At 68.7% G+C, this 17398-nt stretch carries 13 protein-coding genes; 6 read left to right on the forward strand and 7 right to left on the reverse strand.

The genetic code is table 11. The features are described 5' to 3' along the window. Positions 1-21 precede the first annotated feature (21 nt). The 5 genes from radA to ACZ3HV_RS09080 all read left to right on the forward strand — a co-directional run bounded on the left by radA (position 22) and on the right by ACZ3HV_RS09080 (position 5983). Complete coding sequence (radA, locus tag ACZ3HV_RS09060; protein WP_360360113.1) at positions 22-1425, forward strand: DNA repair protein RadA; 1404 nt, start codon at positions 22-24, stop codon at positions 1423-1425. A 155-nt stretch (positions 1426-1580) separates the two neighbouring features. After that, positions 1581-2519, forward strand: coding sequence for a beta-ketoacyl-ACP synthase III (locus tag ACZ3HV_RS09065; RefSeq protein ID WP_465682420.1), 939 nt, complete (start codon positions 1581-1583; stop codon positions 2517-2519). Between the two features lie 219 nt (positions 2520-2738). Further along, a complete protein-coding gene (gene disA, locus ACZ3HV_RS09070; protein WP_465682816.1) occupies positions 2739-3794 on the forward strand; it encodes a DNA integrity scanning diadenylate cyclase DisA in 1056 nt (351 codons plus the stop codon). A gap of 102 nt (positions 3795-3896) precedes the next feature. Beyond that, the gene (locus ACZ3HV_RS09075) at positions 3897-4493 is read left to right on the forward strand and encodes a PadR family transcriptional regulator (protein ID WP_465682422.1); all 597 of its coding nucleotides are present in this window, start codon (positions 3897-3899) and stop codon (positions 4491-4493) included. Next, entirely contained in the window at positions 4469-5983 is a 1515-nt protein-coding gene (locus ACZ3HV_RS09080) for a DHA2 family efflux MFS transporter permease subunit (protein ID WP_465682424.1), read from the forward strand. The genes ACZ3HV_RS09075 and ACZ3HV_RS09080 overlap by 25 nt, the downstream gene beginning before the upstream one ends. On the opposite strand, the gene ACZ3HV_RS09085 is transcribed toward ACZ3HV_RS09080, so the two are convergent. Then, complete coding sequence (locus ACZ3HV_RS09085) at positions 5954-6610, reverse strand: hypothetical protein (RefSeq protein ID WP_465682426.1); 657 nt, start codon at positions 6608-6610, stop codon at positions 5954-5956. The genes ACZ3HV_RS09080 and ACZ3HV_RS09085 overlap by 30 nt on opposite strands. 163 nt (positions 6611-6773) lie before the next feature. On the opposite strand from ACZ3HV_RS09085, the gene ACZ3HV_RS09090 reads away from it, so the two are divergent. Further along, entirely contained in the window at positions 6774-7652 is an 879-nt protein-coding gene (locus ACZ3HV_RS09090; RefSeq protein ID WP_465682428.1) for an HhH-GPD family protein, read from the forward strand. 37 nt (positions 7653-7689) lie between these two features. On the opposite strand, the gene ACZ3HV_RS09095 is transcribed toward ACZ3HV_RS09090, so the two are convergent. The 6 genes from ACZ3HV_RS09095 to ACZ3HV_RS09120 all read right to left on the reverse strand — a co-directional run bounded on the left by ACZ3HV_RS09095 (position 7690) and on the right by ACZ3HV_RS09120 (position 17386). Next, complete coding sequence (locus ACZ3HV_RS09095; protein WP_360360129.1) at positions 7690-8640, reverse strand: DivIVA domain-containing protein; 951 nt, start codon at positions 8638-8640, stop codon at positions 7690-7692. Between the two features lie 72 nt (positions 8641-8712). Then, positions 8713-10695 carry a kinetoplast-associated-like protein gene (locus ACZ3HV_RS09100; RefSeq protein ID WP_465682430.1) on the reverse strand — a complete coding sequence of 661 codons (1983 nt, stop codon included), beginning with the start codon at positions 10693-10695 and terminating at the stop codon, positions 8713-8715. A 406-nt stretch (positions 10696-11101) separates the two neighbouring features. Further along, positions 11102-13639 carry an ATP-dependent Clp protease ATP-binding subunit gene (locus tag ACZ3HV_RS09105; RefSeq protein ID WP_465682432.1) on the reverse strand — a complete coding sequence of 846 codons (2538 nt, stop codon included), beginning with the start codon at positions 13637-13639 and terminating at the stop codon, positions 11102-11104. A gap of 336 nt (positions 13640-13975) precedes the next feature. Next, complete coding sequence (locus ACZ3HV_RS09110) at positions 13976-14305, reverse strand: histone-like nucleoid-structuring protein Lsr2 (RefSeq protein ID WP_360360137.1); 330 nt, start codon at positions 14303-14305, stop codon at positions 13976-13978. Between the two features lie 321 nt (positions 14306-14626). Then, positions 14627-16147 carry a lysine--tRNA ligase gene (gene lysS / locus ACZ3HV_RS09115; RefSeq protein ID WP_465682434.1) on the reverse strand — a complete coding sequence of 507 codons (1521 nt, stop codon included), beginning with the start codon at positions 16145-16147 and terminating at the stop codon, positions 14627-14629. A 9-nt stretch (positions 16148-16156) separates the two neighbouring features. After that, positions 16157-17386, reverse strand: coding sequence for an MFS transporter (locus tag ACZ3HV_RS09120; protein WP_465682436.1), 1230 nt, complete (start codon positions 17384-17386; stop codon positions 16157-16159). Between the last annotated feature and the right edge of the window lie 12 nt (positions 17387-17398).

Below are 17398 nucleotides of genomic sequence, written 5' to 3' on the forward strand. Positions count from 1 at the left end.
GGGTCGCCTAGGTTGTTGGGCATGGCGAAGGCGGCGGGGCAGACCAAGAGCAAGGCACCGGCGTATGCGTGCTCGGAGTGTGGGTGGACCACGGCGCGCTGGATCGGCCGGTGTGGTGAGTGCCAGCAGTGGGGCACGGTCGCCGAGGTCGGTGCGCCGAAGGCCGCCCGGATCACGGCCGGCCCGGTGTCGTCGCCCGCGATGCCGATCGCCAAGGTGTCCGCGATCGAGGCAGAGTCCCGCCCGACCGGTATCGCCGAGCTCGACCGGGTCCTCGGCGGCGGCGTCGTACCAGGCGCGGTGATCCTGCTCGCGGGTGAGCCGGGCGTCGGGAAGTCGACGCTGCTGCTCGAGGTCGCTGCCCAGTCGGCTCGGCGCGGTCAACGCACGCTCTACGTCTCTGGTGAAGAGTCGGCCGCACAGGTGCGATTGCGCGCCGGACGGACCGACGCACTGGTCGACGAGCTGTACCTCGCGGCCGAGACCGACCTGGGCGCGGTGGTCGGTCAGGTCGACGCGGTCGATCCGTCGTTCCTGGTGATCGACTCGGTGCAGACCATGGCGCACCCCGAGGTGGACGGCGCGCCCGGCGGGGTGACCCAGGTTCGCGAGGTCACCGGCGCGCTGGTGCGGCTGGCCAAGGAGCGGCACATCGCCGTCGTGCTGGTCGGTCACGTCACCAAGGACGGCGCGATCGCCGGCCCGCGGATGCTCGAGCATCTTGTCGATGTCGTGCTCGCGTTCGACGGCGACCGGCACTCCGGGTTCCGGATGGTGCGCGCGACGAAGAACCGGTTCGGGCCGTCGGACGAGGTCGGCTGCTTCGACATGGTCGACACCGGGATCGTCGAGGTGAGCGACCCGACCGGACTGTTCGTCTCCGAGCACGCCGAGCCGGTCGCCGGCACCTGCGTGACCGTGATGATGGAGGGCCGCAGACCGCTGCTCGCCGAGGTGCAGGCACTGGTCGGCCCGTCCGCCGCCCCACAACCACGCCGGACCACGTCGGGTCTGGAGACGTCCCGGGTTGCGATGGTCCTCGCCGTCCTCGGCAATCGGGTCGGCCTCAAATTGACCGACCAAGAGGTGTACGTCGCCACCGTCGGCGGCGTGAAGATCACCGAGCCGGTCGCCGACCTGTCTGTCGCGATCGCGGTCGCGTCCTCGGTGATGGACCGGCCGATCCACCCCGGCCTGATCGCCATCGGCGAGGTCGGCCTGGCCGGCGAGGTCCGCCGGGTCGGTGGCCTGGAGAAGCGGCTCGCCGAAGCCGCCCGGCTGGGGTTCACCAAGGCGATCGTGCCCGCCGACGTCCCGAACCGCAGCAAGGACCTCAAGCCGATGGACATGCAGGCCAAGTACGGTCTCCGCGTCTTCGCCGCCCCCGACCTCCCCTCCGCCCTGCTGGCTGCCGGCCTCGCCTGAGGTGGTTGTGTTCCCGGCCACACCGCGCGGTCGGGGGGTGAGACGGGGGTTCTACAGCGTGCGGGCCGGGAACGTACGCTGGTGGCGCCCCCACCGGGTTCAGCGTCGAGCCTGGACACTGCCCGGCGTACCCCGGATGACTGCAGGAGCACCAGATGACCGGATCCAGAGTTGTCGCGCTCGGCCACTACCAGCCGGAGCGGGTGCTCACCAACGACGAACTCGCCACGATGGTGGAGACCAACGACGAGTGGATCCAGAGCCGGGTCGGGATCCGGGAGCGCCGGATCGCGGCGCCCGACGAGCAGGTCGACGAGATGGCCTGGCGGGCCGCGGACAAGGCCGTCGCGAACGCCGGCCTGGACAAGGCCGAGATCGACTACATCGTGGTCGCGACCTGTACGGCGATCGACCGGTCACCGAACATCGCCGCCCGGGTCGCCGCCCGGATGGGCCTGGGCAATCCGGCCGCGATCGACCTGAACACGGCATGCTCCGGCTTCGCCTACGCGCTGGCGACCGCCGACCAGGCGATCCGGGCCGGCGCCGCGTCGAAGGCGCTGGTGATCGGTGTGGAGAAGCTGAGCGACTGGACGGACTGGACCGACCGCACCACCTGCGTGCTGATCGGCGACGGCGCCGGTGCGGCCGTGGTGGTGGCCAGCGACGAGCCCGAGATCGGCCCGGTCGTCTGGGGCTCGGTGCCGGAGATGTCGGACGCGGTCCGGATCGAGGGCCGCGAAGGCCCGTTCCAGCAGGAAGGGCTGAGCGTCTTCCGCTGGGCCACGACGCAGTTGCCGGAGATCGCGCAGCAGGTCTGTGAGAAGGCCGGCCTGAAACCCGAGGAGCTCGGCGGCGTGGTCCTGCACCAGGCCAACCTGCGCATCATCGAGCCGCTGGCGAAGCGGCTCGGCGCGGTCAACGCGGTGGTCGCGAAAGACGTGGTCGAGTCCGGCAACACATCGGCCGCGAGCATCCCGATCGCACTGTCGAAACTGGTCGAGAGGCGCGAGATCCCGTCCGGCGCGCCGGTGCTGTTGTTCGGGTTCGGCGGCGGTCTTTCGTATGCCGGTCAGGTCATCCGCTGCCCCTGACGCGGCAGGCGCCGTACGGCGAACGGCTTGATTCACGCGGGAAACCTGAACTGCACGGTCCGGATGCACGGGCGCTTGCACGCGCACGTGCAAGCGCGACCCCGACCGCACCCCGCGACCGACGCCGAGCGGGGGACTTGCGCCCGCTCGTGTCCGCACGACCGCATAGACTCAGGTTCCGTGGCTCCGAATTCCGACAAGAACAGCACCGGCGCCCGGATGCGCGCGACCCTCGCGGCGGTGGCACCCGGGACCGAACTGCGCGAAGGCCTGGAACGGATCCTGCGCGGGCGCACCGGCGCCCTGCTGGTCCTGGGGCACGACAAGATCGTCGACTCGATCTCGACCGGCGGCTTCGAGATCGGCGTCGAGTTCACCGCGACCGGCCTGCGTGAGCTGAGCAAGATGGACGGCGCGATCGTCCTCGACCGCGACGCCACCCGGCTGATCCGGGCCGCCGTGCACCTGATGCCGGATCCGTCGATCGAGACCGACGAGACCGGCACCCGGCACCGCACCGCCGACCGGGTCGCCCGGCAGACCGGCTTCCCGGTGATCTCGGTGTCGCAGTCGATGCACATCATCGCGCTGTACGTCGACGACCAGCGGTACGTACTGGAGGACTCCGGCGCCATCCTGTCCCGCGCGAACCAGGCGCTCGCCACCCTCGAGCGCTACAAGCTGCGTCTCGACGAGGTGTCCGGCACGCTGTCCGCGCTGGAGATCGAGGATCTGGTCACGGTGCGCGATGTGGCCGCGGTCGCCCAGCGGCTGGAGATGGTCCGGCGGATCGCCACCGAGATCGACGGGTACGTCGTCGAGCTCGGCACCGACGGCCGGCTGCTCACCCTGCAGCTCAACGAGCTCGTCGCCGGGGTCGCCGGCGAGCGCGAGCTCGTGGTTCGCGACTACCTGCCGCCGTCCGCGGGACGCCGGCCCAAGACGGCCGACGACGTCCTGCTCGAGCTCGACGCGGTCAGCCCGACGGACCTGCTCGACATCGGCCAGGTCGCCCGCGCCCTGCAGCTCGGCGGCGCCGAGCAGCTCGACGCCGCGGTCACCCCGCGCGGCTACCGGCTGCTGGCCAAGGTGCCGCGGTTGCCGGGTGCCGTGATCGACCGGCTGATCGACCACTTCGGTCACCTGCAGAAGTTGCTCGCGGCAAGCATCGACGACTTGCAGACGGTCGAGGGGGTCGGCGAGAACCGGGCCCGCACCGTCCGTGAGGGCCTGTCCCGGCTGGCCGAGTCCAGCATCCTCGAACGCTACGTCTGACCTCTTCCGACACTGCGTCACCAAGTGCCCCCGGCTCGTCGAGCTCCGGGGCACTTGCCTTTCGCGACCCCGGCGAGTAATACTCCACGTGGAATATTTCGCGTGGAACAATCCGGGTGGAGGATGATGGCCGAGCTCACGCCGTTGGCGATTTCGGTCCTGGCGCTGCTGCACGAGAACCCGATGCACGCCTACGAGATGTACCAACTGCTGATCAGCCGTCAGAACAACCGGATGGTGAAGGTCCGGCCGGGCTCGCTCTACCACACCGTCGAGCGGCTGGCCGGGCAGGAGTACGTCCGCGCGATCGGCACCGGGCGAGCCGGCAACCGCCCCGAACGCACGACGTACGAGATCACTCCGGCCGGCGCCGAGGCGTTGCGGCAGCGGGTGGAGAGCGGGATCGAGAAGTACGTCTACGAATATCCGCTGTTCCCGGTCGTCCTCAGCGAGGCGCACAACCTGACCGAGGAAGACGCGGTACTGCGGTTCCGCCGCCGGATCGCGGACCTGGACGACTGGCTGGCCGACCTGGACGAAGCCATCGGCGGTGCCCGCGAACGCGGCGTACACGAGCCGTACTGGATCGGCGGCGCCTTCATCCGCCATCAGATCGCCGCCGAGCGCGACTGGCTCGCTACCACCATCGAACGGATCGAGAGCAAGGACCTGCCATGGCAACCCCCCAAGAACAAGTGAGGCCTTCGGAGGTGCGGCCGTGGCCCGCGCTGTGGGCACTCGTCATCGGCTTCTTCATGATCCTGGTCGACTCGACCATCGTGTCGGTCGCGACCCCCGCGATCCTGACCGACCTGAACACCGATGTCGGCAACGTCATCTGGGTGACCAGCGCCTACCTTCTCGCGTACGCCGTACCTCTGCTGGTGACCGGACGACTGGGTGACCGGATCGGTCCGAAGAAGGTCTATCTGACCGGGCTGGCGCTGTTCACCCTCGCCTCGGTCTGGTGCGGATTCACCACCACGATCAGCATGCTGATCGTGGCCCGGGTCTTCCAGGGCTTCGGCGCGGCGATGATGACACCGCAGACGATGGCGGTGATCACCCGGATCTTCCCGCCGGACCAGCGCGGTAAGGCGATGAGTCTGTGGGGCGCGACCGCCGGCGTCGCGACGCTGGTCGGCCCGATCCTCGGCGGTGTGCTGGTCGACGGACTGGGTTGGCAGTGGATCTTCTTCATCAACGCACCGGTCGGCGTGATCGGCTTCGTGCTGGCGATGCGACTCGTGCCGGACCTGCCGACCCATCAGCACAAGTTCGACATCCCGGGTGTGGTGCTGAGCTCGATCGGCCTGTTCTGCCTGGTGTTCGGCATTCAGGAAGGGCAGAAGTACGACTGGGGCACGATCAAGGGACCGATCTCGGTCTGGTCGCTGATCATCACCGGTCTGGTCGTGCTGGCGATCTTCGTCTTCTGGCAGTCCCGCAACCGCAGCGAACCGCTGTTGCCACTGGGCCTGTTCAAGGACCGCAACTTCTCGCTGGCCAACACCGCGATCACCACGGTCGGGTTCGCGATCACGGCGATGACGTTCCCGCTGATGCTGTACGCACAGTCGGTGCGTGGCCTGTCCCCGACCAAGTCGGCACTGCTGCTGGTCCCGATGGCCGTCATCACCGGTGCACTCTCACCGTGGGTCGGCAAGCTGACGGACCGGACACACCCGCGCTACCTGGCCGGCTTCGGCTTGGCGTGCTGCTCTGTCGCGCTGTTCTGGCTGAGCCAGGTGATCGAGCCCGACGTACCGATCTGGGAACTGTTGCTCCCGATCGCTTTGCTGGGCGTGGCAAACGGCTTCATGTGGGCGCCGATCGGCAGTACGGCGACGCGCAACCTGCCACTGCACCAGGCCGGAGCCGGTGCGGGCGTTTACAACACGACCCGGCAGATCGGCGCTGTCCTCGGCAGCGCGGGCATCGCAGTACTGATGGAGTCCCGGCTGGCCCACAACCTGCCGGCCGCGCCGGGCGGCGCACCCGCGGGCGAGGCCAGCTTCGGCGGGAAGCTGCCGGAGGTGCTGCACCAGGGCTTCAGTGACTCGATGGCGCAGGCGTTGATCTTGCCGGCGGTGGTGCTGCTGATCGGTCTGGTCGCCGCGCTGCTGTTCACCAAGCCGACGTACCTGAAGGAGCGGCCCTCAGACGACCTGGAAAGCCTGCGCGGCTGACGCACGACCGTCGTAGACGGCCTTGACGACATAGGTTCCGGGCTTGGCGGCCGGTTGACCCGGAAGACAGCCAGGCCCGGACCGATGTCCGTTCCACGCCACCGTGCTGGCGGCTTGCTTGCTCTTGGCAACTACGAGCGTGGCCCGCTGGATCGCCTGTCCACAATGGGTTGTCGTCCAGATCAAGTCGTTGCCGGACATCACCGACACCGTGAGCTTGCTGGCGTCGAGCGTCGCCTTACATCCGTCCGAGACAGCGTCGAACTGGATCACGAAGTTCAGCACCGAGCCCGAGACGACCTTCCGGCTCGCCGGCAGTGCCTCGAGCTGTACGTCGGATCCGTCGCACGTCTTGTCGGCCGGAGGCGTGGTCTTGGTCGGTTTCTCGGTCTTCGTCCCGGTGACCGTGGGCGTGGGAGCCGGTGTCGTCGTCGGCGTGGCCGGCGGGGCGCCGCTCGGGTTCTGCTGCGGGTCCGTCGCGGCCGAATTCTTGGCGTCGTCACCGCCACCGCTGAAAAGCCGTGAGACGAGGATGAACAGCAGGACTACGACCGCAAGCACCAGTCCCCGGCGGAACCAGTACACGCTGGCGGGCAGATGCCCGACCGGACGGAGCAGGCTGCTCATAATCGCACCCTAATATCGGGTATGTGCTCCACAAGTCAGGCTCGCCGCTGTGCACATGGCCACGCCTCTGGCGCGGCGGGTCATGGGGCCTTGGCTCCCGGCCTTCCCTCGTCGCTCCAGTCGCTTCGCTCCCTGCGCTCCTCAGTCCAGGCCGGGAGGCCCCATGACCGCGGCCGCTGCCCTCCATGAGCCGGTCCTGCGGTGGTATGACGACAACGCGCGTGTGCTCCCCTGGCGGGAGCCGGACGCGGGCGCATGGGCGGTAATGGTGAGTGAGTTCATGCTGCAGCAGACGCCGGTCACTCGAGTGCTCCCGGCGTACGCCGCGTGGCTCGAGAGGTGGCCTAAGCCGGTGGACCTGGCTGTAGAGCCGCCAGGTGAGGCTGTGCGGGCCTGGGACCGGCTCGGGTACCCCAGACGAGCGCTGCGGCTTCACGCGGCGGCTCAGGCGATTGTGGAGCGTCATGGTGGTGAGGTGCCGGACGACCACGCCGCGCTGCTCGCACTGCCCGGCGTCGGCACGTACACGGCCGCTGCCATTGCGTCCTTCGCATTCGGCCAGCGCCACGCGGTTGTGGACACCAATGTGCGCCGAGTCCTGGCCAGAGCCCTCACCGGTGTCGCCCAGCCCACCATCTCCCCCACTGCGGCCGACCAGCAGCTTGCAGCGACCGCACTACCTGCGGACGAAGCCACAGCAGCCCGGTGGGCGGTGGCGTCAATGGAGCTGGGCGCACTGGTCTGCACCGCGCGTACGCCGCGGTGCGATGACTGCCCGATCCGTGACCGGTGTGCGTGGGTGCTCGCCGGCAGTCCGCCGTACGACGGTCCGCCGCGCAAGGGGCAGACCTATGAGGGGACCGACCGCCAGGTCCGTGGTCGTCTGCTGGCGGTGCTGCGCGCCGAGCCGGGCGCCGTACGAAAGAAGGCACTCGACGCCTGCTGGCACGACCAGACCCAGCGGGAGCGCGCCCTCGACGGTCTGGTCGCCGATGGCTTGGTAGAGCCGCTTCCGCGCGGCCGCTACCGGTTGCCCAACTGAAGGGCCGGCCCGAGGATCCGGGCCGGCTTCAGGTGTTTCAGTTCTTCTTGCTGCCGGTGGTGGCTTGTTCGTCGTCGTCGGTCAGCAGGTCGAGCGGCATCGCCGGGCTGCCGGACAGCGTCGCCAGCATCTGGCGGACGTTGGTCAGCTGCGCGTTGATGCTGTCGCGACGCTGCGTCGCGGCGGCGAGCTCACGCTCGGACTCGGCCCGGATCCGCTCCGCCTTGTCCTTGGCGGCGGCGACGATCTCCTGAGCCTGCCGGTTCGCGTCGGCCAGCTGCTGCTGGGCCAGGCGCTCGGCCTCGGAACGAGCCCGGTCGGCCTCGCGCTGCACCTGCGCGGCGCGGTCGGTGACGGCGGCCAGCTGCTGCTCGGCCAGTGCGGTCCGGGCGGCGAACTCCTGCTCGACCTTGCCCCGGCGCTCGGCCAGGGTGGTCTCGAAGGCGGCCGCGGCCTGGGCGGACTTGGCGCGCTCCTGCTCGTACAGCGCCTGGGCCTCGCTGCGCCGCGCGGTGGCGTCGCGCTCGGCCTCGTCACGCATGTCGTCGGCCTGGGTGCGGGCCTCCTCGAGGATGCGAGCCGCCTCCGCGTCGACCTCGCTCTTCCAGTCCAGGGAGTACTGCTCGGCCTCCTTGCGGACCTTCTTCGCGTGCGCCTCGGCGTCGGCGACGATCGCCTCGGCGTCGGTGCGGGCACGGGTCACCAGATCGCGGGCCTCGTCGTCGGCCAGCGACAGAATCTTCGCCACCCGCTCACCGAACTCGGTGAAGGTCGGGGTGCGGTCCTTGCTCTCCTCCTGGGCGGAGATGACGGCCGACTCCGCGGCGTCCGTGCGAGTCTGCAACTCCTGCACATGCCGCTGCAGCTGCTCGGACTGCTGCTGCAGCGCGGTCAGCGAGGTGGTCAGCTCACGGATGTGCTGGTCCACCTGGGCAGGCTCGTAGCCACGCAGAACGGTGCGGAACGGGGTTGGGCTTTCACTGCTCATGTCTTCTGATGCTCACTTCGGTGGGTGGGTGGATCACACATTGTCACTGACAAGGATCTGACTGTCACGTCCTCATCCTGATTCCCCCGTGGAACCCTCGCTGGAGGACATTCCACCACCTGAGCGGAAGCCGGGTACAGCGAGTGCCTCGATCACACCCGAAAGCTGGGTGAGCTCCTTGGTGATCTCATCACGGCGCTGGTTCAAAGCCGCGACCCTCGCCTCGGCGTCGGCGAGAAGTTTTCGGGCCTGGGCACGCAGATCGTCGGCGTGCTCGCGGGCCTGCGCCTCGATCTGCTGAGCCTCGGCGCGGGATTTTCGGATCAGATCGTGCGACTGGCGCTGCGCGTCGGCGAGGTCGTTGGCCGCGCGCTCGCGGAGCACCTGGGTGCTGGCCTCGGCCTCGGCCTCGCGGCGGTTCGCCCGCTCGATGATCTCGCGGGCGTCCGACCCGGCGGTCGCCTTCAGCCGGTCGATCCGGGCATGCGCCTGGGCGGTGAGCTTCTCGGCATCCTGCTTGGCCGCCGCCAGGGTCGCCTCCGCCTGCTCGGTTGCCGACGACAACGTCCGCTCCGCCAGCGCGGTCAGCTCGGCGTTCTCCCTGGCGATCGCGTCCTGGGTCTGCTTGAGCCGGCTGGTCGAGCGGCCGACCACGCGGCGCAGGTGCGCTCGCTTCTGCCGGAGGTAGTCGCTCGCCTCGGCCGCGGCCTGGTCGCGGATCGATTGCGCCTCGGACTCGGCCGCGCCGATCAGGTCGTCGACCGTCTTCCTGCTCCACAGCGTCTGCTTCTCGGCCTCGGCCATCGCCGTCTCGGCGGCCCGGTTCGCGTCCTCGATGATCCGCTGGGCCTCGGCGGACGCGATCCGGCGGTCCGCTTCGATGCTGTCGACAACGAGTTTGGCCTGCGCCCGGGCGTCCGCCATCAGCCGCTCGTTGCCGGCCTCGGCCTCGGCCTTGCGCTCCGCGATCTCCGCGACCGCCTCGGCCCGGAGCCGGTCGACCTCGAGGGAGATCGAGGCCATCTTGGCCCGCTCGGTCTCCTCGAGCTCCGCCGTCCGGCGCTGCAGCTCGGCCCGGTTCTCGCCGCGCAGCTGCTCGATCTCGGCGTGCGCCTCAGCGATCTCGATCCGGGATTTCTCCCGCGCGACCTCGACCTGGCGCTCGACCGCCGCGCGCAGCTCGCTCGCCTCGGTCTCGGCCCGGGCGATCAGGTCGGCTTCGTTGCGCACCGCGGCCTGGGAGACCAGCGCCGCCTGCTCGCCGGCGTCGGCGACCAGCTGCTGCGCCTCGCGGCCGGCCCGATCGACCGACTGCTGCGCCGACTCGCGAGCCATCCGGGCCTCGTAGAGGAGCTCGTCGGCCTCTTCCTTCAACCGGCCCGCCTCGGCCTCGGCGGCGGCGATCCGGCGGTCCGCGGCGGCCTGCGACTCGGCCCGCAGCCGGTCGGCGGTCGCCTGGCTCTCGTTCCGCAGCTTCTCGACCGCGGCCTCGGTGTCGGCCCGGCGCTGGCCGACTTCCTCGGCGACCGCGACCCGGAGTTGCTCGGCCGCGGCCTCCGAGCCGGCCTTCAGCCGCTCCGCGATCGCGCTGGCCTCCGCCTGGACCCGCTCTGCCTCCGCGGTCGACTCGGTCTGCAGCTTGTACGCCGCGTTGGCGGCATCACGCCGTACCCGCTCGGCTTCGGCGGTGGAATCGGCGCGGAGCCGTTCGGCGGTTTCGTGGGCTTCGGAGGTGACCCGCTCGGCCTCGGCCTCGGCGTCGGTCCGGAGCTGCTCGGCGGCCCGCTCCGCGTCGTTCAGCAGCCGCTGCGCGGCCGACATCGCGTCGGACCGCAGCTTCTGCGCGGCCGCCTCGGCCTCGGTCTTCAGGCGCTCGCTGTCGGAGCGGACCCGGTCGGCTTCGTCGCGGGCGAGATCGTTCTCGTACTCCGCCTGCTCGCGCAGAGTGTCGGCGATCCGCTGCGCCCGCTCGAGCACGCCACCCGCTTGCCGCACGCCAAAGGAACCGGTGTCGGCGACCGGTTCCTGGGTCAAGGGCAGACGCGGAGCGTCCATGCGACGAGATGATTCCATCCCCGGCCCCCTTTCCGACAGTCCGGGTCCATCAGCGTGGTCACAGGGTTACAACGCGGTACTTGGGTGGGAAGTAACTTGCCTTTTCCTGCCGCGGCGAGATCCTCCCACCGAAACGTAGGCTCTGGGGCCCGGCCCGGTATCGAAGAGATCACGCTCCGCAGGACGATACGACCAACCAGGTCGCACCGCGTAACTCAAGCGTGTCTCCCTGTACGCACATCGCTGTCGCAGTACTCGCACAGCGGCCTGGACCGGTTTCTCCCCCAACTGCTTTTTCCCCCAACGTCGCGAAGCCTACTTCCCCACTGCGCGCCGTGGGGGTTCGAGGCGCAAAAAACAGCAGGCCCCGCGCGCTGCGCGGGGCCTGCTGTGCGGTTGGTGCGGGTTACGTGTCCTGCAGACCCGAGCTTCCGCCGGCGGCGAGGTCGGTCAGCTCCAGGTCGGGAGCCGTCGACTTCGGGTTGCCGGTGAAGGTGAAGTACTCGGTGACGCCGTCCTCGTTGACCGTGCCCTCGGGGGCGACGTCGACCACGACGATCTGGCCGGGACGCAGTTCCCCGAACAGGATCTTCTCGGCCAGGATGTCCTCCACGTCGCGCTGCAGGGCGCGGCGCAGCGGGCGAGCTCCCAGGACCGGGTCGAAGCCCCGCTTGGCGACCAGTTCCTTCGCCGCCGGCGTGAGCTCGATGCCCATGTCCTTGTCCTTCAGCCGCTCCTCCACCTGCGCGACCATCAGGTCGACGATCCGAACGATCGCCGCCATGTCGTGCTGGTGGAACACCACGATCTCGTCGACGCGGTTCAGGAACTCCGGGCGGAAGTGCTGCTTGAGCTCCTCCGTGACCTTCGCCTTCATCTTCTCGTACGAGCCACCGACGTCGCTGGCCTGGGAGAACCCGAGGCTGACCGCCTTGGCGATGTCCTTGGTGCCCAGGTTGGTGGTCATGATGATGACGGTGTTCTTGAAGTCGACCACGCGGCCCTGGGCGTCGGTCAGACGACCCTCGTCCAGGATCTGCAGCAGCGAGTTGAAGATGTCCGGGTGGGCCTTCTCGACCTCGTCGAACAGCACCACGGAGAACGGCTTGCGGCGGACCTTCTCGGTCAGCTGGCCACCCTCTTCGTAGCCGACGTACCCAGGCGGTGAACCGAACAGCCGGGACGCGGTGTGCTTCTCGGAGTACTCCGACATGTCGAGGCTGATCAGCGCGTTCTCGTCGCCGAACAGGAACTCGGTCAGCGCCTTGGACAGCTCGGTCTTACCGACACCGGACGGGCCGGCGAAGATGAACGAGCCGCTCGGGCGGCGCGGGTCCTTCAGGCCGGCGCGCGTACGCCGGATCGAGCGGGACAGCGCCTTGACCGCGTCCTCCTGGCCGATGTACCGCTTGGCCAGTTCCTTCTCCATGTCGAGCAGCCGGGAGGACTCCTCCTCGGTCAGCTTGAAGACGGGGATGCCGGTCGCGGTGCTCAGCACCTCGGCGATGAGCTCCTCGTCGACCTCGGCGACGACGTCCATGTCGCCGGCCTTCCACTGCTTCTCGCGCTCCGACTTGGCGTTGATCAGCTTCTTCTCGTCGTCGCGGAGACCGGCGGCGCGCTCGAAGTCCTGCGCGTCGATGGCCGACTCCTTCTCCCGGCGCACGGTCGCGATCTTCTCGTCGAACTCGCGCAGGTCCGGCGGAGCCGTCATCCGGCGGATCCGCAGCCGGGCCCCGGCCTCGTCGATCAGGTCGATCGCCTTGTCCGGCAGGAACCGGTCGGAGATGTACCGGTCGGCCATCTGCGCGGCGTTCACCAGCGCGGCGTCGGTGATGGTCACCCGGTGGTGCGCCTCGTAGCGGTCCCGCAGGCCCTTGAGGATCTCGATCGTGTGCGCGATCGAGGGCTCGGCCACCTGGATCGGCTGGAACCGGCGCTCCAGCGCGGCGTCCTTCTCGACGTACTTGCGGTACTCGTCGAGGGTGGTGGCACCGATGGTCTGCAGCTCACCGCGGGCCAGCATCGGCTTCAGGATGCTCGCCGCGTCGATCGCGCCCTCGGCCGCGCCGGCCCCGACGAGGGTGTGGATCTCGTCGATGAACAGCACGATGTCGCCGCGGGTACGGATCTCCTTGAGCACCTTCTTCAGGCGTTCCTCGAAGTCACCGCGATAGCGCGAACCGGCCACCAGGGCGCCCAGGTCGAGGGAGTAGATCTGCTTGTCCTTGAGTGTCTCCGGGACGTCACCGCGGACGATCTGCTGGGCCAGACCCTCCACGATCGCGGTCTTGCCGACACCCGGCTCACCGATCAGGACAGGGTTGTTCTTGGTCCGCCGGGACAGCACCTGCATGACCCGCTCGATCTCGCTCTCGCGCCCGATCACCGGGTCGAGCTTCGCCTCACGAGCGGACTGGGTGTAGTTCCGGCCGAACTGGTCGAGCACCAGAGAGCTGCTGGGCGCACCCTCGGTGGGCGCACCGGCGCTCGACGGCTCCTTGCCCTGGTACCCGCTCAGCAGCTGGATGACCTGCTGCCGGACCTTGTTCAGGTCCGCGCCGAGCTTGACCAGGACCTGCGCGGCGACACCCTCACCCTCGCGGATGAGGCCGAGCAGGATGTGCTCGGTGCCGATGTAGTTGTGGCCCAGCTGCAGGGCCTCGCGCAGGGAGAGCTCCAGCACCTTCTTGGCGCGGGGGGTGAACGGGATGTGCCCGCTCGGTGCCTGCTGCCCCTGGCCGATGATCTCCTCGACCTGGGAGCGGACGGCCTCGAGCGAGATACCCAGGCTCTCGAGAGCCTTGGCGGCGACCCCTTCACCCTCGTGGATCAGGCCGAGCAGGATGTGCTCGGTCCCGATGTAGTTGTGGCTGAGCATCCTGGCCTCTTCCTGAGCCAGGACGACTACCCGACGGGCGCGGTCCGTAAATCGTTCAAACATCGCCAAAGCGCTCCTTGCCTCAGAGGAGTCGGACGTACCGTGTGGCCCGACCCCCGTACATGCATGCTAGTCCCCGGCACCTACAAGCTCGCTCTGGGCGAACACCTGCTCACCGCATCAACGACCGGCCGGGCGGCATCACAAGGGAACAACCCCGCTGATCTCCAGGGTGTTCCCGCCTGAGCACGATCCGACAGCGTGTTCGCCACCAGCGAATTCACCGGACTACTTGTCCGGTCAGCCATCCGCCCCGGACCGATGTGTCCACAGTGTGAAACAACCGGAATGCGGACGGTCCCGGCACCCCACAGGGGCCGGGACCGGCAGTGCTGGGAATTACTTGGCTTCGTTGTACGCCGCGCGCACCTCGGCGGAGATCCGTCCCCGCTCGCTCACGTCGTAGCCGTTGTCCTTGGCCCAGGCCCGGATGTCGGCGGAGTCCGACGCCGACCGGCCACGGCCTCGCGACCGGCCCGCCGCACCGCGGCGACCGGACACCCGGCGCCCGGAGCCGACGTAGCCGGCCAGGGCGTCACGCAGCTTGGCGGCATTCTTCTTGGACAGGTCGATCTCGTACGTCGTACCGTCCAGCCCGAAGGTCACGGTCTCGTCGGCCTTACCGCCGTCGAGATCGTCCTCGAGAACCACCTGCACCCTTTGTGCCATCGATGACAACCTTTCCGCGCCCGCCATCGGGCACAATCCCCCTTGCCGAATTGTTAGCACCTGATTTGTACCGCACAAACCGGCCTCGTGTCATTCACCATCGGGAATGTGCCGGAAAGATGTGACCAAATCCTCCGGGATCAGGTGGTGGCGATCGACGCTGTGCATCCGAGGTCACCTTGAGTATTCACACCGTCCTACCGCCGGGGAAACCGGTTGGACCAGAATGAAAAGGACCCCGGGAATTGCCGTGACCGTCCGTTGTGCTACGCAACGATCGCGGCAACGCCCGGGGCCTGGGTTTGGCCGGGGTTTGCGGAATCACTCCGGCCGGAGCAAGGGGAACAGAATCGTCTCCCGGATACCGGCGCCGGTGAACAGCATGATCAGCCGGTCCAGGCCCATCCCCATACCACCGGCCGGCGGCATCCCGAACTCCATCGCCCGCAGGAAGTCCTCGTCCAGCTCCATCGCCTCCGGGTCACCGGCGGCGGCCAGCATCGACTGCGCTACCAGGCGTTCACGCTGGATCACCGGGTCGTTCAGCTCCGAGTAGGCGGTGCCGAGCTCGACCCCGTTGATGATGATGTCCCACGCCTCGACCAGGCCCGGAATTTCGCGGTGCGGCTTGGCCAGCGGCCGTACCGACTCCGGATAGTCGCGGACATAGGTGGGCTGGATCAGGGTGTGCTCGACCAGCTTCTCGTACAACTCCAGCGCGATCTCACCGCCATTCCAGCCCGGCTGCAGCTCGACGTCATGCTGGTCGGCCAGCTTGGTCAGCGTGGCCGTGTCGGTGCTGAAGTCGACCGTCTCGCCGACCGCCTCGGAGACGAGTTCGAAAAGGGTCGCGTGCCGGAACGGCTGCTCCAGATCGATGGTCGAACCGTCGCGCGCGGTGATCACGGTGCGGCCGATCGCCCGGCCGGCGTTCCGGATCAGGTCCTCGATGAGTTCGGCCATCGTGTCGTAATCGCCGTACGCCTGATACGCCTCGATCATCGAGAATTCCGCGGCATGGGTGGAGTCGAGTCCCTCGTTGCGGAACGTCCGGCCGATCTCGTAGACCCGGTCGACGCCGCCGATCATGGCTCGCTTGAGATCGAGCTCGAGCGCGATCCGCAGCTTCATCTCCTGGTCGAACGCGTTCAGGTGGGTCGCGAACGGCCGGGCCGCCGCGCCACCGTTGGTGAGCTGCAGCACCGGCGTCTCGACCTCGAGGAAGCCGTGCTCGTCGTAGGTCGAGCGCAGCGACTTGAGTACGGCGGCCTTCGCCCGGACCATCTCACGGGCCTCGGGGCGGACGATCAGGTCGACGTACCGGAGCCGGACGCGCGCCTCCTCGTTCAGCGGCTTGTGCTCGTTCGGGAGCGGGCGCAGCGTCTTGGCGGCCATCTGCCAGCCGGTCGCCTGCACGGACAGCTCACCGCGGCGACTCGTCACCACCTCGCCCTGGACGGACAGCAGGTCGCCGATGTCGACGAGTTGCTTGAACCGGGCCAGCCCTTCCTCACCGAGATCAGCCACCGACAGCATCACCTGAAGCTCGGTCCCGTCCCCTTCGCGGAGCCTGACGAAGCACAGCTTCCCGGTGTTGCGCAGGAAGATCACCCGGCCGGCCACCGAAACCTGCTCACCGGTCTTGGTGTCGGGCTCCAGGTCCTGGGCGTCGTAGGTGGCTCGCAGGTCCTTCAGCAGGTGCGTCCGCGGCACCGAGATCGGATATGGCTGCACTCCTTCCGCCAGCAGGCGGTCACGCTTCTCCAGGCGGACCCGCATCTGCTCGGGCAGGTCGTCCTGCCCGCTGTCGGGGTTCACCGGGTCCACGTGTGCGTCAGTCATGCCTAAAGGCTAGTGACTGACTGCCTTCACCAACGAATCCTTTCCTGCCCGCACCCCACTCACAGTGAGCAGTACGCCGGCCACCAGAGCGGTCAGCACGCCCAGCACTCCGCCGCCGACGAAGGTGCCGCGCGGCCCGAGTACCGCACCGACGATCCCGCCGAGCAGCAGCGCCAGGATGCTGAAGCAGCGGATCGTCCCGTTCATGGCGGCGTTCACCCGGCCGCGCAGGTGGTCGGCCGTCCTCGTCACCACCAGCGAGCTGACCGACGCGTTCAGCATGCCGCTACCGACGCCGATGGTCAGAGCGCCGAGGCCTAGCGTCAGCACACCGCCGGCGAGGCCCATCAGCACGCTGGATGCGCCGATCGTGGCCATCCCGGCCAGCACGGCCCTGGACCGGATCCGGTCGTCCCGCAACCGGCCGCTGCTCCAAGCACCGACGATCGCACCCGCTCCGGTGAGAGCTCCGATCAGACCAAAGGCCGTCGGACCCAGTCCGATCTCGTCGGTGACCAGGAAGACCTCGACGACGTTGACGGCCTCGCCGACCACTACGAAGATCCAGAGCGCCGGCAGCAGCACCCGCAGCAGGTCGTCGCCGAAGATGCTCCGCAGTCCGGCCATCAGGCCACCACTCTGCTTCACGCTCCCCGGTTCCGGCCGCCGGCGCGTCCGTACCAACTGCGCGACCACAGCGAGACCGACGAAGGTCATGGCGTCGACCAGCAGCGCACCCCGGTCCCCGGACCACCCGACCAGTACGCCGCCCGCCGCCGAGCCGGCCAAGGTCGCCGCGCCGATCAGCGCCTGGCTGGTGCCGGTGGTCCGCCCGACGAGGTCCTCCCCCACGATCTTGGGAATCAGCGCACCCCAGGCCGGACCGGCGACCGACTGCCCCAGCTGCAACACACAGACCAGAGCCACCGTCTCTACAAGCCCATGACTGAAGGCGATCCCGACACCTGCGACCGCCTGCAGCAGTGAGGCCCAGACGAGGACTGTGCGGGAGTCATAGCTGTCCACGATCCGGCCCGCGAACGGGATCATCACGACGATCGGTACGGCGAACGCCAGCAGCAGGGCCGTGATCGCGGCCGGGCCCCCACCGTGGTCGGAGACCCGCAGCATCAAGGCGATCAGGGCGACCGAGTCGCCGGCGTAGGAGAGCGCGCGAGCCGGCAGCACCAGGCGGATGTCCCGGAATGACCAGATCGAAGTCTGAAGGGTTTGCTTCATAATTATGAAGTC

This window comes from Kribbella sp. NPDC020701 (genome assembly GCF_055562215.1).